Origin of the sequence: Streptomyces hesseae, assembly GCF_031845785.1 — a bacterium.
GTDB lineage: Bacteria > Actinomycetota > Actinomycetes > Streptomycetales > Streptomycetaceae > Streptomyces > Streptomyces hesseae.
This window is the reverse complement of sequence record NZ_JAVRFI010000025.1, coordinates 63,876-88,971: the sequence shown is the minus strand read 5'-3', so window position 1 is coordinate 88,971 and position 25,096 is coordinate 63,876. Positions and strand designations below refer to the sequence as shown.

Below are 25,096 nucleotides of genomic sequence, written 5' to 3'. Positions count from 1 at the left end.
TGGCCATCATGATCGAGTGTTCGCATGTGGACGAGCTGCCGCGCCCCGAGCCGGCGCCGCTGACCCCGACCTGCCCGGAGTGCGAGGCGGCGGGCAGCCATCCGGTGCAGCTGCGGCTGTGCCTGGTGTGCGGCCACGTGGGCTGCTGCGACTCGTCCCCGTACCGCCACGCGACCGGGCACTTCGAGGAGACGGGGCACGCGGTGATGCGCAGCTTCGAGCCGGGGCAGAGCTGGCGCTGGTGCTACGAGGACAAGCACATCGTCTGAGATCATGCCCGCATGATCCGACCCGCGACTCCGGCCGACGTCCCGCAGATCCACGCGATGATCCGTGAACTGGCGGATTACGAAAGGGCGCTGGACGAGGCGCGGGCGACCGAGGAACAGCTGCGCGACGCCCTGTTCGGCGCGGACCCGGCGGTCTTCGCGCTGATAGCGGAGAGTGACGCGGACCGTCGGGAAACGGTGGGCTTCGCCCTGTGGTTCCGCAACTTCTCGACCTGGACGGGTACGCACGGTATCTACCTGGAGGACCTCTACGTGCGTCCGCACGCCCGCGGCGGCGGCCACGGCAGGGCGCTCCTGGCGGAGCTCGCCCGGATCTGCGTGGAGCGGGGCTATCGGCGTTTCGAATGGTCAGTGCTGGACTGGAACGCGCCGTCGATCGCCTTCTACGAATCGCTGGGCGCGGAGGCGATGGACGAGTGGACCGTCCGCCGGTTGTCGGGAGAACCGCTCCAGGCCCTTGCGGTGCTCGCACAGAGTGACGAAAATCCCAACAGGCCGACCTCGCTTTCGATTTGAGGCCGCACAGCCCTACCCACCGTCTGTGCTTACGGGTTTACCATGAGTGACAGTCGTGGGCCTGCGGCGCGGAACCGCAGATCGCGATAGCGTCTCAGCCGGACCATGTGCCGCACCGGCCCGCGCCGCCCTCGTCCGGGGGCCGTGGGACCGGCGCTCCCGACAGCTCAATGAGCTTGTGCCACCTTGGAGGTGAGGGTGTCCCCAATCGCTGGCGAGCCTGGGACGACCCAGGACTTCGTGGAAGTCCGGCTGCCCGCTGCGGGTGCCTATCTGTCGGTGCTGCGGACGGCGACAGCCGGCCTCGCGGCCCGGCTGGACTTCACCCTCGACGAGATCGAGGACCTGCGCATCGCCGTGGACGAGGCCTGCGCCATCCTGCTGCAACAGGCCGTTCCCGGTTCCGTGCTCAGCTGCGTCTTCCGGCTCGTCGGGGACGCGCTGCGGGTGACCGTCTCGGCGCCGACGACGGACGGCCGCGCCCCCGAGCGCGACACCTTCGCCTGGACGGTGCTCTCCGCCCTGGCCGGCGAAGTCGACTCCACCGTCGCGGAGGACCGGACGGTGAGCATCAGCCTGCACAAGAAGCGCGGCGCCGGCCCCGGGCAGCCGTGACGGAAGAGGGGGCTCCGTGAGTACTGCGTCATCGCGGGGAGTGCGCACTCCGGCAATCCCGCAGCAGCCTGCCCGGCCCGATCCGGAAGACCTCAATCCGGACATCGCGCCGGACGCGGCGGACCCGGTGGACCCGACGACTCCGGCGGACCCGGCGGTTCCGCCCGGCCCGGCGGCGGAGCGGGTGAGCGACCCATCAGAGCGGTCAGAGCGGTCAGAGCAGGCGGACCACATGGATCAGCACCAGCGCCGGCAGCGGCACCAGCACGCGGATCCGCACGACCGAAGCGGCGCCCGCGCCCTGTTCATCGAGCTGCGGGAGCTCCCCGACGGCTCGCCGGAGCGGGCGGAGCTGCGCAATCACCTGGTGCGGATGCATCTGCCGCTCGTGGAGCACCTGGCCCGGCGCTTCCGCAACCGCGGCGAGCCGCTCGACGACCTCACCCAGGTCGCCACGATCGGCCTGATCAAATCCGTGGACCGCTTCGACCCGGACCGCGGGGTGGAGTTCTCGACCTACGCCACCCCCACGGTGGTGGGCGAGATCAAGCGGCACTTCCGCGACAAGGGCTGGGCGGTGCGGGTCCCGCGCCGGCTCCAGGAGCTGCGGCTGTCGCTGACGACGGCCACGGCCGAGCTCTCCCAGCGGCACGGCCGCGCGCCCACGGTCCATGAGCTGGCGGAGCAGCTGGGGATCTCCGAGGAGGAGGTGCTGGAGGGCCTGGAGTCCGCCAACGCCTACTCGACGCTCTCGCTGGACGTCCCCGACACGGACGACGAGTCCCCGGCGGTCGCGGACACCCTGGGCGCGGAGGACGAGGCGCTGGAGGGCGTGGAGTACCGGGAGTCCCTCAAGCCGCTGCTGGAGGATCTGCCGCCGCGCGAGAAGAAGATCCTGCTGCTGCGCTTCTTCGGCAATATGACGCAGTCGCAGATCGCCCAGGAGGTGGGCATCTCCCAGATGCACGTCTCCCGGCTGCTGGCCCGTACGCTCGCCCAGCTCCGGGACCGGCTGCTGATCGAGGAGTAAGCAGGAGTAACAGGAGTAATCAGGAGCCGGCAGGAGCAGTCAGGAGCCGGCGGTCACGACTCGCGCGGGCCGATGCCGAGCGCCTCGGTCGCGGTGGGGTTCACCAGCAGGACGAGCGTGGCCACGGCCGTCAGCGCGAGCGCCACCGCGCCGGCGATCAGCGCGGCACCGCCGCCGCTGAAGAGCGTCCAGGCGACCGGCAGCGCCATGATCTGCGTGATCATGGCGGGGCCGCGGCTCCAGCGCCGCAGCAGCCACAGGCCGCGCGCGGCGAGGAGCGGCAGCGCGGCCAGCGCGAGGACGGTCAGTCCGCCCATCTCGGCCTGCTGCGGGCTGTCCGGCTTGCCCAGCAGCCCCATGACCAACAGATAGATCCCCGAGGCGGCGAGGGCCAGCCCCTCCAAGGCAACCAGCCCGGCGGCCGCCGTCAGCCGGGCGGGCCGGGGCCCAGCGGCTTCCGGAGCGGGGCCGGAGGCACCCGGGGAACCCTTCGCGGTGGCCCCTGAGGACGCACCCTTCCGGGCGGATTTCGACGCGGACTGCTTGCTGCTCACCCCAGCAGGGTATCGGTACGCAAATCCTTCGAAGCCGGGCCTGGGACGGGCCGTGTACCGACAGGTAGGTAGGCTGGCGCGCATGCGTGCGCTTCTTGTGGTCAATCCTTCGGCCACCACCACCAGTGCCCGTACTCGCGATGTCCTGGCGCACGCCCTGGCCAGCGACCTGAAGCTGGACGTCGCCATGACCGAGTACCGGGGGCACGCACGCGACCTGGCGCGCCGGGCGGCCGAGAGCGGCAATGTCGAGCTGGTCGTCGCGCTCGGCGGGGACGGCACGGTCAACGAGGTCGTCAACGGCCTGCTGCACTCCGGGCCCGATCCGGAGGGTCTGCCGCGGCTCGCGGTGGTGCCGGGCGGCTCCACCAATGTCTTCGCCCGCGCGCTGGGCCTGCCCAATGACGTGGTGGAGGCGACGGGCGCCCTGCTGGACGCCCTGCGGGAGGGCTCGGAGCGGACCGTGGGGCTCGGCCTCGCGGGCGGGACGCCGGGCACGGAGGACGAGGCGGTGCCGGCCCGCTGGTTCACCTTCTGCGCCGGCTTCGGCTTCGACGCGGGCGTCGTCGGCCGGGTGGAGCAGCAGCGGGAGCGCGGCAAGCGTTCGACACACTCCCTGTATGTGCGACAGGTGATGCGCCAGTTCTTCGGAGAAACGAACCGGCGACACGGCACGATCACCCTCGAACGGCCTGGCGAGAAGCCACTCGAGAATCTCGTCATGTCGATAATCTGCAACACGGCCCCATGGACGTACTTCGGCAACCGGCCGATGTACGCGCTGCCGCAGGCGTCCTTCGACACCGCCCTTGACGTGCTGGGATTCACCAAGCTGTCCACCGCGGCGGCGACCCGCTACGGCACTCAGCTGCTGACGTCGACGCCGGAGCGCGGCCCTCAGGGCAAACACGCTGTGTCACTGCATGACCAGGACTCCTTCACCTTGCATTCGCAGGCCCCCCTGCCCTTCCAGATGGACGGCGACCACCTCGGACTGCGCACCAGCGTGACGTTCACAGGCGTTCGCCGTGCACTGCGTGTGATTGTGTGAGTGCTAGGGCCTAAAGTCCTTCCACTCGAACGTTTAGACTGGGTTCCACCCCCTGGAATGACGGCTGTGACCTAGCCGACACCGAGGAATCAAAAAAAACTTTCCAGAAGGGGTTGTATCCGTCGCCGAGGTTTGCGAGTCTTTTCGTGGCGATCGGGACAGCCCGCCATCAAGGCTTCCCCGAAGAGCCCGAACCCCCTCCTTATCTTCCTGGACCGCACCAGTCTGCCTGGCTGGAGGTCGGCGCTTCCCTTGCGGGGGGATTCGTGAAAGCGTTCACATTCACAAGCCACGTAGCCGTAACACGAGGAGATGGAGCAGCCATGGACTGGCGTCACAACGCCGTTTGCCGCGAGGAAGACCCCGAGCTCTTCTTCCCCATCGGCAACACCGGTCCTGCGCTGCTGCAGATCGAGGAAGCCAAGGCCGTCTGCCGCCGCTGCCCCGTCATGGAGCAGTGCCTGCAGTGGGCGCTCGAGTCCGGTCAGGACTCCGGCGTCTGGGGTGGCCTCAGCGAGGACGAGCGCCGCGCGATGAAGCGCCGTGCCGCTCGCAACCGCGCTCGCAACGCCACCGCCTGACGCGAGTCGCCCCGCCCCTCTCGGTCCCCGAGCCGCAGCGCGCAGTACCCCCCACCCGTGCGCTAAGCACAGTTTTCTGGGCATAAAAGCTTTGAGCCCCGGTCCTCTCATTTGAGAGAACCGGGGCTCAGTGCTTTTTACAGCCGCTTGTCAGGGCTGTTCATGGCTTCTCCGCCCTGACGGGAATGTCGAGTACCACTCGCGTGCCCCGCCCGGATGCGGGCACCATGTCGAACTTTCCGCCCAACTCGCCCTCCACCAGGGTGCGTACGATCTGGAGTCCCAGATTGCCGGCGCGCTGGGGGTCGAAGCCCTCGGGCAGACCGCACCCGTCGTCCTGGACGGAGATCAGCAGCCGGGCGTCCCGGCGGGTGCCGCCACGGACCGCGGTGACCTCGACCGTGCCCTGCTCCCCCGGCCCGAAGCCGTGCTCCAGGGCATTCTGGAGCAGTTCGGTGAGGACCATCGACAGCGGCGTGGCGACCTCGGCGTCGAGCACCCCGAAGCGGCCCGTGCGCCGGGCGGTGACCCGGCCCGGGGAGATCTCGGCGACCATGGCGAGGACCCGGTCGGCGATCTCGTCGAATTCGACCCGTTCGTCGAGGTTCTGCGAGAGCGTCTCGTGGACGATCGCGATGGAACCGACCCGGCGGACCGCCTCCTCCAGCGCCTCACGGCCCTCGGCGGAGCCGATCCGGCGCGCCTGGAGGCGCAGCAGGGCCGCCACGGTCTGGAGGTTGTTCTTCACCCGGTGGTGGATCTCCCGGATGGTGGCGTCCTTGGTGATCAACTCGCGTTCGCGCCGTCGCAGTTCGGTTACATCGCGCAACAGTACGAGTGAACCGATGTGGCTGCCCTTGGGTTTGAGCGGGATCACCCTCAGATGAATGACCCCGTCATTGGCCTCCACCTCGAACTCGCGGGGCGCCCAGCCACTGGCGAGCTTGGCCAGCCCCTCGTCGACCGGGCCCCGCGAGGGCGCCAACTGAGCGGTGGTCTCGCCCAGATGATGCCCGACGAGATCGGCGGCGAGGCCCAGCCGGTGATAGGCCGAGAGGGCGTTGGGGCTGGCGTACTGGACGATGCCCTCGGCGTCCAGCCTGATCAGGCCGTCGCCGGCGCGCGGCGAGGCGTCCATGTCGACCTGCTGGCCGGGGAAGGGGAAGGAGCCGCCGGCGATCATCTGCGCCAGGTCGGAGGCGCTCTGGAGATACGTGAGCTCCAGCCGGCTGGGCGTCCGCACGGTCAGCAGATTGGTGTTCCGGGCGATGACCCCCAGCACCCGCCCGTCCCGGCGGACCGGGATGGACTCGACCCGCACCGGGACCTCCTCCCGCCACTCCGGGTCGCCCTCCCGGACGATCCGGCCCTCGTCGAGGGCGGCGTCGAGCATGGGGCGGCGGCCGCGCGGGACGAGGTGGCCGACCATGTCGTCGTGGTAGGAGGTGGGTCCGGTGTTGGGCCGCATCTGGGCGATGGACACATAGCGGGTGCCGTCCAGGGTGGGCACCCAGAGGACCAGGTCGGCGAAGGACAGGTCGGAGAGCAGCTGCCACTCCGAGACCAGCAGATGCAGCCACTCCAGATCGGAGTCGTCGAGTGCGGTGTGCTGGCGTACGAGGTCGTTCATGGAGGGCACGGTGGTGAGCCTAGTTCTTTTCCGTGGGGCGTGGGACGGGCCGGTCGGTGGAGGACACATGATGATCGGCATACCCATGGAGTCCGTGCGGCAACAGCATGGACAGCGATGAATGGTCTAGTCCACAATGGGCGCCAAGACGTCCGCCCTCGCCGCACAAGAGGGCGGAGCGAGGCCCGGCCCGCCCCAGGGCGGCCCGGCCTCCCGTCGGCCGACCCGGCCGTGGGGCCCGCACACCTCACGAGCGCCGGTCCGGCCGATTCGCTCCGGGCTGCGGTGCCGGCTGGGCTGAGGGTCCCGGCGGGCGCCGCGGCCCGTAGTCGTCGCGAGGCTGTAGTCGGGGCCGAGGCAGCAGGCAGACCTCACCTTGTCCGGGTGACCTTGGCCAGGGCTCGGGGCGCGTCGGGGTTCTGCCCCCGGGCGACGGTCACCTCGTGGGCGAGCAGTTGGAGCGGCAGGATCTCCAGGACCGGCTGCACCTCCTCCGCCACCCCTTCCGTGGGTAGGACGAATCCGTCCGTCGCCCGCGCGACCTCGGCCTCGCTCCCGACGACGACCAGGTCGGCCCCTCGCCCGCGCAGCCGCTCCAGCACAGGAGACAGCGCTTTGCCGCCCTTTCCCTCTGGGACGATCGCGATGACGGGGAAGATGTTGTCCACCATGGCCAGCGGCCCGTGCAGCAGATCGGCGCCCGAGTAGGCGAGGGCGGGGATGTAGCTCGTCTCCATCAGCTTCAGCGCGCCCTCCTTGGCGGTCGGGTAGCCGTAGCCGCGCGAGGTGAGGACCATCCGCTCGGCGAAGCGGTAGCGGGCGGCGAGCCGGGCGACCTCGGCGCCGCGCTCCAGGATCTGCCCGGCGAGCTCCGGCAGCTCCCGCGCGGCCGAGCCGTCGCCGCCGCGCAGCCCCTCGACGAAGAGATAGAGGGTGAGCAGCGAGGCCGTGTACGTCTTGGTCGCCGGGAGGGCCCGTTCCGGCCCGGCCAGGATGTCGAGGTGGTACTCGGCGACCGCGGCGAGCGGGGAGTCCGGGTTGTTGGTGACCGCCAGGGTGACGGCGCCGGCCGCGCGGGCGGCCTCGGTGGAGGCCACCAGGTCCGGGGAGCCGCCGGACTGGCTGACGGTGACGGCCAGGACGTCCCGCAGATCGGGCCGGGCGCCGTAGGCGGTGAAGGTCGACATGGAGGTCAGCCCGCAGGGCTTGCCGAGCCGCACCTCCAGCAAGTACTTGGCGTACAGGGCCGCATTGTCGGAGGTGCCCCGCGCGGTGAGCAGGACGAACCGGAAATCACGGGCGGCGATGCGCCCTGCGACCTCCTGGGCGGCGGCCGCGCCGCGGTCCAGGACACGGCGCAGTACGGCGGGCTGTTCGGCCGTCTCCCCGGCCATGATCAGGCCCGGTCTCTCCTTGGTCATACCGGCCCACCTCCCGGCGAGGCGCCCGTGTACGCACCGGGCGGCCCCTTCAGTCGACCACGGGCCTCCCCACCCCCGCCAGCCGGGGCGAGCGACACCCGTTCTGCTAAATTGGTCTATACCACACCCCCTCTCCAGATCGGCAGGCCCAGCGTGGAAGTTGTCATCGTCCCGGACGCCAAGGCAGGCGGGGAGCTCATCGCGGAGGCCATGGCCGCCCTGCTGCGCCGCAAGCCCGACGCGCTGCTCGGCGTTGCCACCGGCTCGACCCCGCTGCCCGTCTACGAGGCGCTCACGGCCAAGGTCCGCGCCGGCGCGGTGGACGTCTCGCGCGCCCGTGTCTGCCAGCTCGACGAGTACGTCGGCCTGCCCGCCGACCACCCCGAGTCCTACCGCTCGACGGTCCTGCGTCAGGTCGTCGAGCCGCTGGGGCTGCCGGCGTCCTCCTTCATGGGCCCCGACGGCACCGCCGAGGACGTCCAGGCGGCGTGCGAGGCGTACGACCGGGCGCTGCCGGCGGCCGGCGGTGTGGACCTCCAGCTGCTGGGCATCGGCACGGACGGGCACATCGGCTTCAACGAGCCGTGCTCCTCACTGGCCTCCCGCACCCGCATCAAGACGCTGACGGAGCAGACCCGCGTCGACAACGCGCGCTTCTTCGACGGCGACATCGACCAGGTGCCGCACCACGTCATCACCCAGGGCATCGGCACCATCCTGGAGGCCCGCCACCTGGTGCTGCTGGCCACGGGCGAGGGCAAGGCCGACGCGGTCGCCGCGTCCGTCGAGGGCCCGGTCTCCGCCCTCGTCCCCGCCTCGGCCCTCCAGCTCCACCCCCACGCGACGGTCGTCGTGGACGAGGCGGCGGCGACGAAGCTGAAGCTGGCCGACTACTTCCGCGCGACGTACGCGGCGAAGCCGGCCTGGCAGGGGCTGTAGTCGTCTCCGGGGGCTCCGCCCCGGACCCCCGGTCCTCAAACGCCGGACGGGCTGATCGCAGCCCGTCCGGCGTTCGGACTACTCCCCCACGCCCGCGATCGCCTCCGCGGCAGCGATCCCGCACACCCGCGCCGCCCCATGCGTAGCGATGTGCAGCGCACCGCTCGGCGGCGCCTCGTTGAGCCCCATCTCCACCACGACCGTGTCCGGCCGTGCCGCCAGCAGCGTCCCGAGGGCCCGTGCCATCCACGGATGCCGGTGGACGTCGCGGACGACCACGACGATCCGTCGCTCCCCCGCCGCCGCGAGCACCGCTTCCGCCCCTGCCGACTCCGGCCCGTACGCCTCGGTGAGCGTCCCCGGCAGCAGCCGGGCGAGCTCCGCTCCCACGCCCCACGGCGTCTCGTCGCCGACGGCGATGTTGGCGACGGGCGTGAAGGCGGCGACGTACACGGGCCCGGCTGGCGGCTCGTACCCCGCCCCGGAACGCGTGATCCGCAGCGCGCGCCGCGCGGCGACCAGCCCCACGTCGGGGTCGGACGCCGACGGATCCGGGCGCGCCGCCGAGGACGTCCAGCTCGCCAGAGCCCGTACCCGTTCCGCCGCGTCGGCGAGCCGTTCCTCCGGCAGTTCCCCGGCGCGCACGGCCGCGACGAGCGCGTCGCGCAGCCGCAGCACCGTGTCCTCGTCGGCCAGGCCGCCCCCGACGCAGATCGCGTCGGCGCCCGCCGCGATGGCCATGACGCTGCCGCGTTCGATGCCGTACGTACCGGCGATCGCCCGCATCTCCATGCCGTCGGTGACGATCAGGCCCTCGAAGCCGAGGCCGCCGGCGGTGACGGGCGCGCGCAGCAGCCCGTGGAGAGCGAGGGGGCTGAGCGTGGCGGGCAGGGCGGGGTCGAGCGCGGGCAGCAGGATGTGCGCGCTCATCACGGCCTTCGTGCCGGCCGCGACGGCCGCCCGGAAGGGCACCAGTTCGCGTGCGTGGAGCGTCGCGAGGTCCGCGTCGATGCGGGGCAGGTCGTGGTGGGAGTCGACGGCGGTGTCGCCGTGGCCGGGGAAGTGCTTGGTGCAGGCGGCGACCCCGGCGGCCTGGAGGCCCTCGACGTAGGCGGCGGTGTGCCGGGCGACGAGCGCCGGGTCGGCGCCGAAGGACCGTACGCCGATGACGGGGTTGTCGGGGTCGGAGTTGACGTCCCCGGAGGGCGCCCAGTTGAGGTTGACTCCGCAGGCGGCCAGGCGGCGGCCCAGCTCATGGGCGACGGCGCGGGTGAGCGCGGTGTCGTCGACGGTGCCGAGGGCGAGGTTGCCGGGGAAGGAGGAGCCCGTACGGACCTCCAGCCGGGTGACGTCGCCGCCCTCCTCGTCGATGGCGACGAGGACGTCGTCGCGCTCGGCGCGCAGCCGCGCGGTCAGGGCGGCGAGCTGTTCGGGGGAGGCGATGTTGCGGCCGAACAGACCGACGGAGGCGAGGCCTTCGCCGAGCCGGCGCAGCAGCCAGTCGGGGGCGGTCGTCCCGGTGAAGCCGGGCTGGAGGACGGTCAGGGCGTCCCGGGTGAGGCTGTCCGGGTTGCTCCGGCTGTCCCGGTGCTGGGTGAGGATGGTCATGTCAATGCTCCTAGCCCTTCACTGCGCCGGACGTGAGGCCTCCGACCGCCTTGCGCTGGAGGATGACGAACAGGACGAGGATCGGGATCGCGAAGAGCGAGGAGGCGGCCATGGTGGCGCCCCAGTCGTCGCCGAAGGTGGTGCGGAAGCCGGTCAGCCACAGCGGGAGGGTCTGCGATCCGGGGTCCTTGTTGAGGATCAGGACCATCGGGAACTCGTTCCAGACGGTGATGAAGCCGAAGAGCGAGGTGGCCATCAGGCCGGGCGCCAGCAGCGGGAAGATCACCCGGATGAAGGCCTGGGTGCGGGTGCACCCGTCGACCATGGCGGACTCCTCCAGTTCCTTGGGCACGGCGGCCACGTAGCCGCGCAGCGTCAGGACGGTGAAGGGCAGCACCATGACGGTGTAGATGGCGATGAGCGGCGCCAGGCTGTTCAGCATGTCCGCGTCGCGCACGATCATGTAGTACGCGATGACCATCACCTCCCAGGGCGCCATCTGGGCCATCATCATCACGAGGATGAAGCTCTTGCGGCCCTTGAAGCGCATGCGCGCGACGGCGAAGGACGCCAGGAGCGCGATGACGAGCGACAGGGCGACGGCCACCAGGGTCACGGTGAGGGAGTTCCCGACGAACGTCCAGAAGCCGTCGGCGCTCACCGCCCTGTCGAAGTGCTCGAAGGTGGGGTTCGAGGGGAACCAGACGGGGGTGTCGCTGACGATGTCCTTGTTGGCCTTGAAGGCCGTGGCGAACATCCAGTAGACGGGGAAGGCGAAGACGGCGAAGAGGACGACCGCTGTCGCCCCCGGCCAGGCGCGACCGATGGTCCTGGGCAGCGGACGTCTCACAGTTCGTCCTCCTCTTGCTTGAGAACCAGGCGCAGGTAGTGGGCCGTCAGCGCCAGCAGGATGACGATGGTGAGGATGGAGATCGCCGCGCCCATGCCGAAGTGCTGGCTGCCCATGCCCTCCTGGAAGGCGTAGACGGGCAGGGTCTCGGTGAGCCGGTCGGGGCCGCCCTCGTTGATCGCGAAGACCTGGGTGAAGGACTTGAAGACCCAGATGACCTCAAGGAAGGTCGTGGCGAGGAAGAACGGCTTGAGGAAGGGGAAGGTCACCGAGGTGAACTGCTTCCAGGTGCCCGCGCCGTCCAGTGAGGCGGCCTCGTAGAGCTCCTTGGGGATCGTGGTCGTGGCCGCGTAGAGGTTTATCGCCACGAAGGGCACAGACTGCCAGACGATCAGCACGGTGATCACGAAGAAGGTGGGGAGCTGGTCGCTGGTCCAGTTGTAGCCGGCCATGGAGTGCCGGCCGAGCGCGTCGAGGAGGTAGTTGACGACGCCGAAGCGCTGGTCGAAGAGCCACTGGAAGACGGTGGTGGCGGCGACGACGGGCATGGCCCAGGCGAGGACGAGGCCGAGCGAGAGCAGCAGCCGCATCTTTGTACCGAGCCGGGCGAGCAGCAGGCCGATCAGACAGCCCACCACCATGATCAGGACGACGTTGGCGGCGGTGAAGACCACCGAACGGCCGGTGACGTGCCAGAACTCGGAACTGCCGAGGACGCTGTCGTAGTTGTCGACGCCGGTCCACTCGGTGACGCGCTGGATCAGCTGGCGCTTGTTGAGGTTCTGGAAGGACAGCAGGCCGTTCTTCACCAGCGTCCAGCCGAGCAGCAGTACGACGGCGGCGACGGTGGGGAGGATCAGCAGGTAGGGCAGGCTCCTCGCCGCGCGTTCCCGGTCGCGGCGGGGCGGCGGGGCGCCGCCTTTGCCGATCCGGGGCGCCGGGCCGGTGGCCGCCGCCTCTTCGATCTGCGCTGACATCGTCGTCCGCCTTCTCCCCTGTGGAACGGTTGTGCGTGCTGCGGGGTCCCGTACGGGCCGCCCCCACGGCGGCCCGTACGGGACCGGTCGAATCGCTGTTGGAGGACTGCCTGGAGGGCTACTGCTTCTGGGCGAGGCGCTTGTTCATGTCGCCCTCGACCTGCTTGGCGGCCTCCTCCGGCGACTTGCCGCCCAGAACGGCCGTCATATAGGCCTTGACCGGGTTCGGCGCGTTCTCCACGTTGGCCCACTCGGGGATCAGCGGAGTGGTGCCACCGGTCTTGGCGGCGGGGGCGGCGGCCTCGGCGGCCGGCTGACCCTTGAGGTTGGTCAGCAGCGCGTCCTTGTTGGGGAGCGAGCCGACCTCCTTGGCCAGCGCGCCCTCGTTCTTGTCGGACAGCGCGATCTTCAGGAACTCCTTGGCGAGGTCCTTCTTCTTGCTGCCCTCGGAGATCGCGAGGTTGGAGCCGCCGAGGAAGACGCCCTCGGGCTTGCCGGCGGTCTCACCGGGGATGGTGAAGTAGCCGATCTCCTTCTCGATCTCCGGGTTCGCCTTGATGGCGGTGGCGGCCTCCCAGCCCATGCCGATGAAGGCGCCGGTCTTGCCCTTGGCGAAGACGTCGGCCTGCTGCGGGGTGGCCTCGTCCTTGTCCTTGGGGGCCTTGCTGTAGGACTGGTACTTCTTGTAGATCTCCATGGCCTTGGCGACCTTGGGGTCGCCGAGGTTGGAGACGTACTTCTTGCCGTCCTTCTTCACCAGGTCGGCGCCGGTGCCGATGGTCAGGCCGTCGAAGAAGTACCAGTTCTGGCCGGGCAGGTAGAGCGGCTCGGCGTCGCCCTTCTGCTGGATGGCCTCAAGATCCTTGAAGAACTCGTCACGGGTCTTCGGGGCGTCCTTGATGCCCGCGTCGGCCCAGATCTTCTTGTTGTAGATGACGACGCGGCTGGCGGCGTACCAGGGGGCGGCGTACTGCTTGCCCTCGAAGACGGACGGCTTGTTGAGGGACTCGGTCCAGTCCCCGCCGATCTCCTTCTTCAGGTCGTCCAGCTGGGCGAGGCCACCGGTCTGGGCGTAGGAGGGCGTCTGGGTATTGCCGACCTCCACGACGTCCGGCGGGCTGGACTCGGAGAGGGCGGTGGTGAGCTTCTGCTGAATGCCGTCCCATTTCTGGACCTGGACATTGAGCTTTGCACCGGTCTTCTGTTCGAACTCGGCCTGAACGGCCTTGGTCCAACCCGGTGGATTCGAGCCATCCATGAACCAGACAGTGAGGCTCTTGTCCTTGGAACCGCCGTCGGCCGATCCCTTGTCACTGTCGCTGGACCCACAGGCAGCAACACTCACCAGCATGGCCACGACACCCGTCGCCGCTATGAGCCCTCGCTTCACAGCACTCTCCCTTGAGGACCGAATGTGGTCTTTAATGGTTTAGACCAGTGCCCGCAGCTTGGCCTAGACCTTTTGGGGTGTCAAGGGTGTATAAGAGTCGCTGTCGGCTCCGTTACCGGACCGACACATCGAGGTCGACCCGGGTATCTCCGGCCTCCTCGGGCTCCGCCCGTGCCACCATGTGACCGCTATAGACGGAGGAGCCGGTGACGGCAGCAGGATCATCGGAGTCGGGAAGGTCGGGAAGGCACGCCATGGCGACCGAGGGCGAGACGGCGGAGGGCGGCAGCGCCGCGAGCGGCGGACGGACCGCGCGCGTCCCCAAGTATTACCGGCTCAAACGGCACTTGCTGGATATGACCGAAACCATGCCTCCCGGTACTCCCGTACCGCCGGAGCGCACCCTGGCCGCCGAGTTCGACACCTCCCGTACGACGGTGCGTCAGGCCCTCCAGGAGCTGGTGGTCGAGGGCCGGCTGGAGCGCATCCAGGGCAAGGGCACGTTCGTCGCCAAGCCCAAGGTCTCCCAGGCCCTCCAACTGACCTCCTACACGGAGGACATGCGCGCCCAGGGCCTGGAGCCCACCTCCCAGCTCCTCGACATCGGCTACGTCACCGCCGACGACCGCCTCTCCGGTCTCCTCGACATAGTGCCCGGCGGCCGCGTCCTGCGCATCGAACGCCTGCGGCTCGCCAGCGGCGAGCCCATGGCGATCGAGACCACCCACCTGTCGGCGAAGCGCTTCCCGGCCCTGCGCCGCAGCCTGGTGAAGTACACCTCCCTCTACACCGCGCTGGCCGAGGTCTACGACGTCCACCTCGCGGAGGCGGAGGAGACCATCGAGACCTCCCTGGCCACCCCGCGCGAGGCCGGCCTGCTGGGCACGGACGTGGGCCTGCCGATGCTGCTGCTCTCGCGCCATTCGCTGGACGCGGAGGGCAAGCCGGTGGAGTGGGTGAGATCGGTGTACCGGGGCGACCGCTACAAGTTCGTGGCGAGGCTGCGGCGGCCGGTGGCGGAGTAGCGGGGTGACGCCCCCGCCCGGCCGGGGGTCCGGGGGTTGCCCCCGGGACAACGCAGCGTGGCGAGGCTGCGGCGGCCGGTGGCGGAGTAGCGGCGCGGAACGGTTTGGCCCCGGGACATAAGAACCGCCTCAAGGTTCACCCACCGACTTCATGACCATTCGATGAGCGTTCCGCAAACACGACCTTGGGGCGCGCCCGTTGTCAGTGGCACCCCCTAGCCTGAGGGCATGTCATGCAACGCGACCCTGACCCCGACCCCGGAGCAGCTCAACCACGAGATACGCACGTTCCTCACGGCCCGTCGCGGCCGCACGCTGACCAGCGCCGAGCGCGATGTCTACGAGCGGCTGCGGGCCGAATGGCTGGCGGCGGGCCGCCGCGCCCGGTACATGACGGTTCCCCGACCCGCTCGCACCTCGGCCTGCGGGGCACGTACGGTATCGGAATGAGCCACGCCGTCGACGCGGTCGATGCCGCCGCGATCGCCCTGAACGACCGTTCCTGGACCCCCTCGGACCACGAGCTGACCCTCGCTCGCGACTTCTTCACACGTCGCGACGCCATACCGCAGCGAGTGCTGCCGGGCATGCCCTTGTCCCCCAGCCCCCAGGGCTGGGTCACCCAGCACGTCCTCTGGCTGGAAGACGTCGCCCACCTCGCCGGAGAGCTGCTGGACGCCTGGCGCGGCTGGCTCCCGGACAGCCACATGCTCGGCCTCCTCGGCGCCTACGGCGGCCTGGCCCGCACCGCCGCCCCCCTCGCGGCCCGGCTCGGCCGCGACTGGGCCACCGAGTGGCAGGCCCCGCCCTCGAAGCAGGAGACGTCCTCCTGGGAGGACTGGCACCTCCCGACGGAACAACGCCAGCAGCTCGACGCGCTGACCGACCGTCTGGTCCTGATCGGCGCGGTCATGGTGATGGCCGTCAACCGCGGCGAGACGGGGTACTGACGCTCACGCGGTCACGGTGAGCTCGACGTCCAGGGTGACACCGTCGGCGGCGGTGAGCCGGAGGACGTACGTACCGGGATTCCCGTCGGTGTGGATCGCCGGAAGGGTGACCACGCCATCGGCGCCGGGCGGAGGCAGGACGAGGGTGCGGACGGTCTTGCCCGACGCGTCGGAGAAGTAAGGGCCGAGGGTGTTCTCGGCGGTGTTCTCCTTGCTCGTGAGGAAGGTCGCGGTGAGCACCGTGCCGAGGGCGGGCTGCCCATAGCGGGTGGCCTTGACCTGCGGACTCTCGCCGAAGGTACCGCCGGCCGGTGCGGTCGGGGACCGTTCGCCGATCCGCGTCAGGGTGTCGGCGGTGGCGGAGGAGGAGAGCCGGGCGTTCACCCGGAACGTCACGTCCTTGCCCACGGTGGTCGCCATGACGACAAAGCCGCCCGGCCGGTCACCGACGCGCATGCGCGGCGCGACGGCGATGCCTTGTGCGTCGGTGGTGACGGTGACGGTCGTGGCGTCCCCGTGCCCGGGGAAACGCGCGTCGGTGTCGGCGCCGACGATCTCGAAGGCGACCCCGGCTCCGGGGACGGGGTCGCCGTTGGCGTTGCTCGCCCGTACCCGCGCGACCTGGTCGAGGTCCTGTCCGGTCTCGGCGTCGCGGCTCTGCTCCCCGAGAGGGGTGAGACGGGTGACGGTCCGGGGGTCGGGCTTGGGCCGGGGCTCGGGTTCGGGCGTGGGCTCGGGCTTCGGCTTGGGCTTCGGCTTGGGCTTCGGCTGCGGCAGGGGCTTGGGCTGCGGCTTCGCCCCCGGGGCGGGGACGGACGTCCGCACGGCGGTGTCCGCCGAGGTGACGGACCGCCCGTCGGCCGGGTCCGGGCGATGGGGGACGGCCGGGGTGTCGTCCGGGAGGGCGGTGACTTTGCCGCCCTGGTACGTCCGCATCCACTCCAGGACGGCGTTGACGTATTCGCGGGAATTGTTGTAGCTGAGGATCGCCTTGTCGAGGTCGGCGGGATCCGTGAGGTTCCGGTCGCCGGCGCAGAGATAGCGGGCGGTGCCGAGGGCGGCGTCGTAGATGTTGTTGGGGTCCTTGACCCCGTCGCCATTGCCGTCGGCGCCCCAGGTGACCCAGGTGGAGGGGATGAACTGGGTGGGGCCGACGGCACGGTCGTACTCGGTGTCCCCGTCCCAGCGTCCGCCGTCGGTGTCGCGGATGAGCGCGAACTGCTTCCCGTCCAGCCGCGGCCCCCGGATGGGCTGCTCGGTGGACCCGTCGGTGCGCAGCCCGTACCCGGAAGCGTGCACGGACTCCACACGCCCGATCCCGGCGACCAGCTCCCACGGGATCCGGCACCCCGACTGGCTCGCGGCCAGCGCCTGCGCGGCCTTCTTGTAGGCGTCCAGCGCGGTGGCAGGAATCCCGGCGTCCCCGTTGGCGGACGGGCCCGGCTGCTGCGGGGGCTTCCGCAGATCGGGCAGCACGAGATTCGGCACGCCCCTGGACGGGCCGGCCTGCGCACTGTCCGGCCCGGGCGCGGCCGGGTTCGCCTGTGCGGTGAGCGGCCCCGCGGCAGCGGCCGTGGAGAGGGACACGGCGAGCGTGATCCCGCACAGCCCGCGGCGGGTGCGACCGGTGAGGTGGATGGGGGCGAGCTTCATGGGGCGGCGGGTTTCCTGACGTATGAACTGCCGAACTACTGAACGCTGCTGAACTGCTGCGATGGGATGCGGGCGTGGGGCCGGCGCACAGGGTGCCGGCCCCACGGGGTGAATCAGCGCTTCAGGTCGCTGTTCCAGACCTTCACGGGAGCGTTGAAGCCGCTGCCGTTGCTGGCGAAGGTCCACAGGGCGACCGACGTACGGCCGTCGGCGCCCTGCCCGTAGTCGTACGTGACGCTGATGTCGGCCTTGCCGTCACCGTTGAAGTCACCGGCGGTGAGCTCGCTCGCGGCCCAGTTCCAGCTGTCGACCGTGGTGCCGCTCTCCCAGACCTTGCGGGGGTCGGTGAAGCCGTCCTTGGTGCCGGAGAAGATCCACAGGCCGGTCTTGTTCTTGCCGGAGACCTTGCCGTAGTCGTATAGGACGGCGATGTCGGCCTTGCCGTCACCGTTGAAGTCACCGGCCGTGACCTTGCTGGCCTCCCAGATCCAGCTGCGGCCCTCCCACGCCAGGCTGTTCCAGACCTTGCGGTGCTCGACGAAGCCATTGCTGTTGTCGGCGATGAGCCACAGGGCCGTCTCGTTGCGGCTGTCGGACGTCGTGCCGTTGCCGTAGAGGACGGCGATGTCGGTCTTGCCGTCGCCGTTGAAGTCACCTGCGACCATCTTGCTGCTGTTCCAGTTCCAGCTGGTCGAGCCGCTTGCCCACGCCTTGCGGGGTTCGGCGAAGCCGTTGCCGTTGCTGGTGAAGGTCAGCAGGCCGGTCTCGTTGCGGGAACCGTTGTTGCCGTAGTTGTAGAGGACGGCGATGTCGGCCTTGCCGTCACCGTTGAAGTCACCGGCCGTGACCTTGCTGGCGTCCCAGTTCCAGCTCTTCCAGGAGCTGGAAGTGCTCTCCCAGACCTTCACGGGGGCGTTGAAGCCGGTCCCGGTGCTGGTGAAGGTGAACAGACCGGTCCGGTAGAGGCCGTCGGCGGTCTTGCCGTAGTTGTACAGCGCGGCGATGTCGGTCTTGCCGTCGCCGTTGAAGTCGCCGGACGTCAGCTTGACGGCGTCCCACCGCCAGCTGTCCGTGCCGGTGTCCCAGACGGCGCGCGGCTCCTTGAAGCCTTCGCCGGTGGCGGTGTGGACCCACAGCGCCGCCCGGCCCCGGCCGTCCTTCGACGGGCCGTAGTCGGTCAGCATGGCGACATCGGCCTTGCCGTCGCCGTCGAAGTCGCCGGTGGTCGTGGCGTAGCGCTTCGGAAGGCCACGCACCTGCTGGACCCAAAAGCCGACGTCGTCGGTCCGGGTCACGACCGCGCCCTTGCGGGTCTCGGCCTCGTTCCCGAAGCAGCCGCCCTGCCAGGAGGTGCTGCTGACGGCGACCAGTTCCTCGCGCCCGTCGCGCTCCCGCACCACCGGCCCGCCGGTGTCGCCCTTGCAGACGGCCCCGTCCTTGCCGGTGACGTCGAGACTGGTGCCCTTCACGGCGTCGACGCCGAAGGCGCCCGAGTGCACGCGGTCCGGCACCCACTCGTCCTTGGTGCGGCCGTAGCCGGCGACCCGCAGGGTGTCTCCCTTGGCGGGCGCGCCGCTGCCGAGTTCCGTGGGCTTGACGTCGGCGACGGGGGCGGCGAGCCGTGCCATGACGAGGTCACGGTCGTCACGCGGGACGAGCTCGACGACGTCCCGCACCTGACCGGCCTCAGTGGCGAGATCCGCCCGGCCGACGGTCGCCTTCGTCTTCAGCTGGGGCGCCCCAGGGGCGACCTTGCCGCCTGGCTGCGCGTTGTCGGCGAAGCAGCTGCCGGCGGTCAGCACCCACTGCTCGTCGACGAGCGTGCCGGTGCAGGCGCGCCGGCCCTCGCCGATGTCGAGCTTGACGTTGGAGACGTACTGGCCGTCCTTGGCCACGTCGCCGGTGACGGCGTGCACGGGGGTGGCGACCAGTGCGCCGGTCGCGACAACAGTGGTGAGGAAACCGGCTGCCCACGCTGCGCGCGAACTACTGCGGTTCATGTGTCTTTCCTTGGGAGTCATAGGCGAGCGCGGGCAGGACACGCTCAGGTCCGGCCGCCTCGGTAGCGGCGGCCGGACCGTGGTTGATGTGCGTCGGGCCGGTTCAGCCGACGAGCTGGACCTCGCCGTGCGTGCCGGCGGCGTCGATACCGGGGTAGTAGCTGACGTTGCCGTCGTTCCACCCGACGAGGAGGTCGTTCGGGCCCTTACCGGGGGCGGTGAAGGAACCCACCGTCAGCGTCTGGGCGTTCTTCCACGCCGAGCCGACGGGCCGGACGGTGATCCGGCTGCCGTGGTATCCGGCGGTGTCGACGCCCGGGAAGACCTGGGCCTGGCCGTCGTTCCAGCGGATGAGGAGGTCGGCGGTCTTCTTGCCGGTGAACTCACCGGCGCTGATCTGGGCGGCGTTCTTCCAGCCGTTGTCCGCCTTGGTCAGCTGGGTCCAGCCGCTGAGGCCCTTGGTGCCGATGTCGGAGTACATCGACGTCGAGCCGTCCTCCCAGAGGACGAGCAGGTCGTCGCGCAGGGAGTTCTCGGTGTAGCGGCCCGCCGTGATCAGCCGGGCGTTCTTCCAGAACGGGTTGTCGCCGCCGCCGGGGCGGAGCGTCTTCTCGTCGTGGACACCCTTCTCGTCGACGTGGGTGTACGTCGAGAGCTTGCCGCTGGCCCAGCGGACGGTGATGCCGTCGGAACCGTTCTCGGTGAACTTGCCGCCGGTGACGGCCCGGGCGTCCTGCCAGTAGCTGCCCTTGTCGGCGATCTTGTACTCGGCGGAGAAGGGCTGCTTCGGGTCGTCGTGATCGGCACCCTGGAAGAGCGTGGCCTCGCCGTCCTTCCAGACGACGAACAGGTCCATGCGGCGCTTACCGTCGTTCGAGCCGCCGGTGAAGTAGCCGGACGCGGTGTGGGCGGCGTACTTCCAGCTCGAGCGCGACAGCAGCGTGCGGGAGGAGACCGACTGGATCCACCCGGCGATGTCGTCGACCCGCGTGTCGACGGCGCCCTTGCGGGTCTCGTCCTCATTGCCGAAGCAGCCGCCCTGCCAGGAGGTGCTGTTGACGGCGGCGAGCTCGTAGCGGCCGCCGACCTCGCGGAAGGCGGGGCCGCCGGTGTCGCCCTTGCAGACGGCGGCGTCGGCGCTCGCACCGGCGAGCTCGACGGAACCGTCCCGCAGGGCACCCACGGTGAACTTCGCCGAGTGCAGCTTGTCGGGAACCCACTCGTCCTTGGTACGGCCATAGCCGGCGACGCGCAGCTCCTCGCCCTGGGCGAGCGGCTTGAAGCCGACCGCTACCGGGGCGATGCCGGTGGCCGGCTTGGCCAGCTTGGCCATCACCAGGTCACGGTCCTCGCGCGGGACGAGCTCGACGACGTCCACCGCACGGCCGCTGATGGTGGCGGTGGTCTTGAGCTTCGGAGCACCGGCGCCGACTTTGAAGCCTTGAGCAGGATTGTCGGCGAAGCAACTGGCCGCGGTTACCAGCCACTGCTTCTCGACGAGTGCTGCGGAGCAGCTGCGCTCTCCACCGACGTTGAGCTTTGCAGTGAACGCGTACACGCCCTCCCCGGCACTACCGCCCACGACGGCGCCCGCCGGCGCGGCAGTCAGCAGACCGGCTCCAACAGCCGCAGTGAGAAGCCCCGCTGTCCACACGGCGCGCGAACGCCTTGCAGACATGTGTATTCCTTGATCAGTATTCATGTGATTTTCCCGAGTTCGTCGCAAGCAGCCTGTCAACACCCCGACAGCCGAGGCCGACGGATGGGCGTGGCCTACTTCCCTGTGACGATCTCCACGAGTACGTGTTCGCGCTTTGCCGGGTCCGTGGTCTCGCCGATACCCTTCCATGCGTTCTTGTCGACGTCGTAGGACTTGGTCTTACCGTCGACGGTCATCGCAACGTGTGCAGTGTGGTCCTTGGTCTGCACTCCGGTCACAGCGGGAACCTCAAGGCTGAGGTATCCCTTGGCGCCCTTGACGCGGAAGCAGAAATCATCCCGATCCCGGGCGATGAACTGCAGCAGGTCGGGCGAGCTGTCACATTCGGCCAGCATGATATTGCCGTCTCCACGCTTGAGCTTCAGATTCTTCTCCGCGAGGATTTTTTCCGCGTTGGGATAGGAGAAGTCCTCGACGGCGACAGGCATTTGGGTAACCCGGTCGGACGTACCGGCCGTCCCGACCGCAGACGTGGTCGATGCCGGAGCATCGACCGCGTAGGCCGCTCCTGCCAGGGTCAGGGTGCAGCCGGCCAGGGCCAGGGCCAGCAGGCGTGAAGGGGTCTTCATCGATAGCTCTTTCATGGGAGACAGCCCATCTGTCACCAGTTCACGGTGGAGACAGGCATACAAAATCGCCGAACCAGTTCGCCGAGGAGGCATCGGGCGCTTCAGACCCGACCGGCAGAGCTAACTGACTACCACCAGGCTTGCCAGGTCGACAATTTCCAATGGGTGCCGAAGATCACATCTCAAGCTTTCCCCGCACCTGTGCTCAGCCCCGCTCGGGACTAAAGTCCCATGCTCAACTCCACTCCGGACAGCAGGAATTCTCGCTCACCGAAGAGGAGGTACGGGCAGCCGTCGGGACTTTAGTCCTCTTTTACTTCGCCTTTAACCTCACTTGACCCCATGTGATCATCGGATTCGGCGCCGAACGCGCCCACAGGACAATCATTTACGTAGAATCCGGTTAGCGAATACTTGACATGAATCAGACAGAGTTGATGCGCCAAAGAGCGGGTCAATCCAGACGCAGACTCACTTCACTCACAGCGCTGACGGTCTCTGCGCTTGTCTTTGGGACCGCTATCGCGCAGGCGGCTCCTCAGGAGCAGGCCGCATCAACAGTCAATTCCCGGGCCCAGGCCGTCGACGCCTGGATGAGCGGCGGTACGGGAGTGAAGCGCGCCGCTGCCAAAGCACTGACCGGAACCGATGCGGACCTGCGGGACTTTCTTGCGCGAGGCCTCCGTCGGGCCACAGTCGACGACGCACGCATCGCGATCCTCCAGATGCTTCCCACCGCCGGTAAGGGGGTGAGTGAAGCAGGGCAGAAGGCGTTGTCCGGGAGCGACCAGGATGTTCTCGACTTCGTGAAGTCCGGGTTCGAGAAGCCCTTGCGCGATGACCGGCGCGTCGACGTGCTGCGGACGATGAGCGAGGGTGGCAGGGCCGTCAACCGAGAAGGGCAGAGGGCACTGAACGACGGCTCGGCCAAGGCGCTGGAGGAGTTCTTCGAGAAACGCTGGCCCAAGGCCGAGGACGAGGACAACCGGGTCCGAGTGCTGGCCCTGATGGAGTCCGGCGGCGGCGCGATGAAGCAGGCCGGCACGCGGGCGATGAATGGAACGCCACAGGACAGGATTCAGTTCCTGGAGACCGGACAGCACCTGGCTCGTGCCCGCGACCAGGAACTGATGACGGTGACCCAACTCGCGGAAGCGGCCACAGAGGCGGGTAAGCGCGCCCGGGCCGAGACCGAGGAGGCCAAGGCAGCGGCCGGGCGCGCCGACAAGGCGGCTGCCTTGGCCAAGGAGGCCGCGCAGAAGGCGGCGGAAGAGAGCCAGGCGGCGAAGGGGGATGCGGACAGGGCCGGACGAGCCGCCACCCGCGCCGCCCAGGCAGCCGAAGGAGCGGCGGCTGCTGCCCGTACGGCGATCCAAGCTTCGAACACCGCGGTGGCCGCGTCTCGCACCGCCGCACAAGCTGCCGCCAACGCCGCGTATGCCGCCACCGCGGCGGGGCAGGCAGCCGCCAAGGCCTATCAGTCGGCGAATGCCGCCATCGGTGACCGCAATCAGGCCGCCAACGCGCGAAAGGCCGCCCAGGCAGCCCGCGATGCGGCAGCTGGCGCCCGCACCGCAGCTCAAGCTGCTTCCCACGCCGCTGACGCGAGTGCTGCCGCCGGGGACTCCGCGTCCGCAGCTGCCAGTGCCGGGCAGAACGCGGCCGCCGCTGCCGAGGCCGCAGCCGCAGCAGGCGAGCAGTCCGGGGTCGCCGCCGACGAAGCCGCACGTGCGCGACGGGCAGCAGCCCAAGCACGCTCAGCGGCAACGCAGGCCACTCAAGCCTCTGACCGCTCCCAGCGACTGGCCAACCAGGCTGCCGCAGCGGCCCGGGAGGCTCGCAAGGCCGCCGAATCCTCAGCCGGTCATGCCGAGGCGGCCGCGAAGGCGGCAGAGGACGCCGCTCAGCACGCCGGTGAGGCCGACGCCGAGGCGAAGAAGGCCATCGCACACGCCAACGCCGCCATCAAGGCGGCAGAACAAGCCGGGGCCGCAACCACTCAGGCCCAACAGGTCGAGATGGTTGCCCGCGATGCTGAGAAGTACCTGCTTGAGCAGGAGGGGGCAAAAGCAGTCGCGGATGCCGAACTGCTGAAGTCTCTGGACGACGAGGCCAGGGCCACCAACCAGTACGCGCGGACGCAGGCCGCCCGCATGGACGAGGAGACGAAGAAGCTGCTCGCGGAGGGAGTGGACAAGGCCAAGTCCGACCCTGCGGCGGCGGCCGGCCTTGCCCGCAAGGCCGCGGTCAATCTCCTCAGCAGCAACGGCAGCTGGACCAGTGAGGCTGCCGGCCAGGCCCTGTCCGGCACCGATGCCGACATCCTCACCTGGCTGTCGACCGACCGTCTCACCGCGCAGCAGGAAGACGATCGCGAGACTGTCCTCCACCTTGCCCGGATCGGCACGCCGAAGACGGCTGACGCCGCCGAAGCCGCACTCACTCGGGGCCCTGAGGCAGTCGAAGCGTTCTTGACCGACGGAGTGGTGGAGAGCCAGCGCGACGAGTACCGCATCCAGACCCTGCAGGCGATGGAAGACGCGGGCAAGGCCGTCACCACAGCGGGCAGCGCAGCCATGAACGACGGCTCGACCAAGGCCCTCAGCGCCTTCCTCCTCAGCGGATACCCGAAGGCCCAGGCCGAGGACGACCGGGTCGAGACTCTGCGGATCATGGAAAAGGGCGGTCCGCACGTCAAGGCCGCTGCCCGCACAGCCATGGCTGGGCCCCGTTGGATGCCGGGCGTCTTCGTGACGCGTCTCCAATACAAGGCCGCGCAAGCCGATCAGGACACCGCCGCCCACGTCGCGGCTGTCCGTGCGCAGATCAGCATCGCCGCCAAGGCCGCAGCCGATGCCTACAAGGACGCCAGCACCGCCGCCGGGGCAGCCGCCCACGCCAGGGGGAAGGCCGATGAGGCGAACGGCTACGCCAAGCAGGCGGAACAGGCCGCGCGGGAAGCAGGGGATCACGCGACACGGGCACGTGAGAGCTCCCAGGCCGCCGACAAGTCCGCCGCAGCAGCAGCGGACTCCGCCACCCGCGCCAAATCCGCGGCTGCTACCGCGCGCAAGGCCAGCCGGGCAGCGAACTACTCGGCCAGCCGGGCCACGGACTCCGCTGCCCAAGCCAGTATTTCGGCCGGCAATGCAGCCGCGTCCGCCCGTCGAGCCCAGGAGGCTGCCCTGAACGCAGGCCGGGATGCCGCCGCTGCCGGGCAAGCCGCACGCGACGCATACGCCATCGCTGCGGAGAAGCGCCACCAGGAACAGCAGGCAGAAGTGAAGGCGGCACGGGAAGAAGCCCACAAGAACGCACAGATCAACTATCGCCCCCAGGACGACCCCAAAAATGACGACGTCGTCTTCGAGAAACACAGCAACGCCGGAATTCCCGATGGCGTGCGCAACACAGTCGGATTCTTCAGCCTGCGAGGGGCATTCGATGGTGTCGCACTCACCGTGCTGGGTCGTACGGACGAGGCCAAAGAATCCTTCAAGGGATTCATTGGCCCCTTCTTCGCGGGGCAGCTCGGAGGCTACGTCAGCGGCTCTGCCGTCGAGGTGGGCAAAGGAGCGTTCCTGGGTAGAATCGGTGTCAGGGCGTTTGGGTGGCCGGTGGCCTTCGGAGCAACGATCGTCGATTACCTCCTGCCCGAGGGCGGCCCGGTACGTTATGTCGCACCCAGTCCTTTCGAGCGACGTCCCATCGCTCCCATCGCATGAGT

Annotated in this window: 22 protein-coding genes; 11 read left to right on the top strand and 11 right to left on the bottom strand. The window is 69.5% G+C overall.

The window, feature by feature from the left end; translation table 11 throughout:
* Positions 1 to 8 precede the first annotated feature (8 nt).
* The 4 genes from RM609_RS28515 to RM609_RS28500 all read left to right on the top strand — a co-directional run bounded on the left by RM609_RS28515 (position 9) and on the right by RM609_RS28500 (position 2,451).
* A complete protein-coding gene (locus RM609_RS28515; protein ID WP_311614490.1) occupies positions 9 to 269 on the top strand; it encodes a UBP-type zinc finger domain-containing protein in 261 nt (86 codons plus the stop codon).
* A 12-nt stretch (positions 270 to 281) separates the two neighbouring features.
* Positions 282 to 806 (top strand): GNAT family N-acetyltransferase, encoded by a 525-nt coding sequence (locus RM609_RS28510; protein ID WP_311614489.1) that lies wholly within the window; start codon positions 282 to 284, stop codon positions 804 to 806.
* A gap of 198 nt (positions 807 to 1,004) precedes the next feature.
* A complete protein-coding gene (locus tag RM609_RS28505; protein ID WP_126915983.1) occupies positions 1,005 to 1,421 on the top strand; it encodes an ATP-binding protein in 417 nt (138 codons plus the stop codon).
* Positions 1,422 to 1,605: 184 nt separating this feature from the next.
* Positions 1,606 to 2,451: an RNA polymerase sigma factor SigF gene (locus tag RM609_RS28500; RefSeq protein ID WP_311614518.1), complete on the top strand. Its 846-nt coding sequence runs from the start codon at positions 1,606 to 1,608 to the stop codon at positions 2,449 to 2,451.
* Between the two features lie 53 nt (positions 2,452 to 2,504).
* Here the strand turns inward: RM609_RS28500 and RM609_RS28495 are convergent, their stop codons facing one another.
* Positions 2,505 to 3,005 (bottom strand): hypothetical protein, encoded by a 501-nt coding sequence (locus RM609_RS28495; RefSeq protein ID WP_311614486.1) that lies wholly within the window; start codon positions 3,003 to 3,005, stop codon positions 2,505 to 2,507.
* A gap of 82 nt (positions 3,006 to 3,087) precedes the next feature.
* Here RM609_RS28495 and RM609_RS28490 point away from each other — a divergent pair, with 82 nt between their 5' ends.
* On the top strand, positions 3,088 to 4,056 hold the full coding sequence (locus RM609_RS28490) for a diacylglycerol/lipid kinase family protein (protein WP_311614484.1): 969 nt from the start codon (positions 3,088 to 3,090) through the stop codon (positions 4,054 to 4,056).
* Positions 4,057 to 4,379: 323 nt separating this feature from the next.
* A complete protein-coding gene (locus RM609_RS28485) occupies positions 4,380 to 4,637 on the top strand; it encodes a WhiB family transcriptional regulator (protein WP_004937597.1) in 258 nt (85 codons plus the stop codon).
* Between the two features lie 160 nt (positions 4,638 to 4,797).
* Here the strand turns inward: RM609_RS28485 and RM609_RS28480 are convergent, their stop codons facing one another.
* Positions 4,798 to 6,267, bottom strand: a complete 1,470-nt coding sequence (locus RM609_RS28480) for a sensor histidine kinase (RefSeq protein ID WP_311614471.1) — start codon at positions 6,265 to 6,267, stop codon at positions 4,798 to 4,800.
* A 371-nt stretch (positions 6,268 to 6,638) separates the two neighbouring features.
* Positions 6,639 to 7,688 carry an SIS domain-containing protein gene (locus RM609_RS28475; protein ID WP_311614469.1) on the bottom strand — a complete coding sequence of 350 codons (1,050 nt, stop codon included), beginning with the start codon at positions 7,686 to 7,688 and terminating at the stop codon, positions 6,639 to 6,641.
* Between the two features lie 153 nt (positions 7,689 to 7,841).
* On the opposite strand from RM609_RS28475, the gene nagB reads away from it, so the two are divergent.
* Positions 7,842 to 8,627 carry a glucosamine-6-phosphate deaminase gene (nagB, locus tag RM609_RS28470; protein ID WP_311614467.1) on the top strand — a complete coding sequence of 262 codons (786 nt, stop codon included), beginning with the start codon at positions 7,842 to 7,844 and terminating at the stop codon, positions 8,625 to 8,627.
* Positions 8,628 to 8,705: 78 nt separating this feature from the next.
* Here the strand turns inward: nagB and RM609_RS28465 are convergent, their stop codons facing one another.
* The 4 genes from RM609_RS28465 to RM609_RS28450 all read right to left on the bottom strand — a co-directional run bounded on the left by RM609_RS28465 (position 8,706) and on the right by RM609_RS28450 (position 13,452).
* Complete coding sequence (locus tag RM609_RS28465) at positions 8,706 to 10,235, bottom strand: glycoside hydrolase family 3 protein (protein ID WP_311614465.1); 1,530 nt, start codon at positions 10,233 to 10,235, stop codon at positions 8,706 to 8,708.
* A 10-nt stretch (positions 10,236 to 10,245) separates the two neighbouring features.
* The gene (locus tag RM609_RS28460; protein WP_438828557.1) at positions 10,246 to 11,085 is read right to left on the bottom strand and encodes a carbohydrate ABC transporter permease; all 840 of its coding nucleotides are present in this window, start codon (positions 11,083 to 11,085) and stop codon (positions 10,246 to 10,248) included.
* Positions 11,082 to 12,062 (bottom strand): carbohydrate ABC transporter permease, encoded by a 981-nt coding sequence (locus RM609_RS28455; RefSeq protein WP_311614463.1) that lies wholly within the window; start codon positions 12,060 to 12,062, stop codon positions 11,082 to 11,084. Before RM609_RS28455 ends, RM609_RS28460 begins: the two co-directional genes overlap by 4 nt.
* A 118-nt stretch (positions 12,063 to 12,180) precedes the next feature.
* Positions 12,181 to 13,452: an extracellular solute-binding protein gene (locus RM609_RS28450; RefSeq protein ID WP_311614461.1), complete on the bottom strand. Its 1,272-nt coding sequence runs from the start codon at positions 13,450 to 13,452 to the stop codon at positions 12,181 to 12,183.
* A 254-nt stretch (positions 13,453 to 13,706) separates the two neighbouring features.
* Here RM609_RS28450 and RM609_RS28445 point away from each other — a divergent pair, with 254 nt between their 5' ends.
* From RM609_RS28445 to RM609_RS28435, 3 genes are all read left to right on the top strand, one after another.
* The gene (locus tag RM609_RS28445; protein WP_311614459.1) at positions 13,707 to 14,477 is read left to right on the top strand and encodes a GntR family transcriptional regulator; all 771 of its coding nucleotides are present in this window, start codon (positions 13,707 to 13,709) and stop codon (positions 14,475 to 14,477) included.
* Positions 14,478 to 14,705: 228 nt separating this feature from the next.
* Positions 14,706 to 14,927 carry a hypothetical protein gene (locus RM609_RS28440; protein ID WP_311614457.1) on the top strand — a complete coding sequence of 74 codons (222 nt, stop codon included), beginning with the start codon at positions 14,706 to 14,708 and terminating at the stop codon, positions 14,925 to 14,927.
* Positions 14,924 to 15,427 carry a hypothetical protein gene (locus tag RM609_RS28435; RefSeq protein ID WP_311614456.1) on the top strand — a complete coding sequence of 168 codons (504 nt, stop codon included), beginning with the start codon at positions 14,924 to 14,926 and terminating at the stop codon, positions 15,425 to 15,427. Before RM609_RS28440 ends, RM609_RS28435 begins: the two co-directional genes overlap by 4 nt.
* Before the next feature lie 3 nt (positions 15,428 to 15,430).
* On the opposite strand, the gene RM609_RS28430 is transcribed toward RM609_RS28435, so the two are convergent.
* The 4 genes from RM609_RS28430 to RM609_RS28415 all read right to left on the bottom strand — a co-directional run bounded on the left by RM609_RS28430 (position 15,431) and on the right by RM609_RS28415 (position 21,384).
* Entirely contained in the window at positions 15,431 to 17,080 is a 1,650-nt protein-coding gene (locus RM609_RS28430; protein WP_311614455.1) for a lytic transglycosylase domain-containing protein, read from the bottom strand.
* Between the two features lie 113 nt (positions 17,081 to 17,193).
* Complete coding sequence (locus tag RM609_RS28425) at positions 17,194 to 19,080, bottom strand: FG-GAP-like repeat-containing protein (protein ID WP_311614453.1); 1,887 nt, start codon at positions 19,078 to 19,080, stop codon at positions 17,194 to 17,196.
* Between the two features lie 103 nt (positions 19,081 to 19,183).
* The gene (locus RM609_RS28420; RefSeq protein ID WP_311614451.1) at positions 19,184 to 20,758 is read right to left on the bottom strand and encodes a S1 family peptidase; all 1,575 of its coding nucleotides are present in this window, start codon (positions 20,756 to 20,758) and stop codon (positions 19,184 to 19,186) included.
* Between the two features lie 95 nt (positions 20,759 to 20,853).
* On the bottom strand, positions 20,854 to 21,384 hold the full coding sequence (locus tag RM609_RS28415; protein ID WP_311614449.1) for a hypothetical protein: 531 nt from the start codon (positions 21,382 to 21,384) through the stop codon (positions 20,854 to 20,856).
* A 404-nt stretch (positions 21,385 to 21,788) separates the two neighbouring features.
* Here RM609_RS28415 and RM609_RS28410 point away from each other — a divergent pair, with 404 nt between their 5' ends.
* Positions 21,789 to 25,094, top strand: a complete 3,306-nt coding sequence (locus RM609_RS28410) for an ALF repeat-containing protein (RefSeq protein ID WP_311614447.1) — start codon at positions 21,789 to 21,791, stop codon at positions 25,092 to 25,094.
* Positions 25,095 to 25,096: the final 2 nt, after the last annotated feature.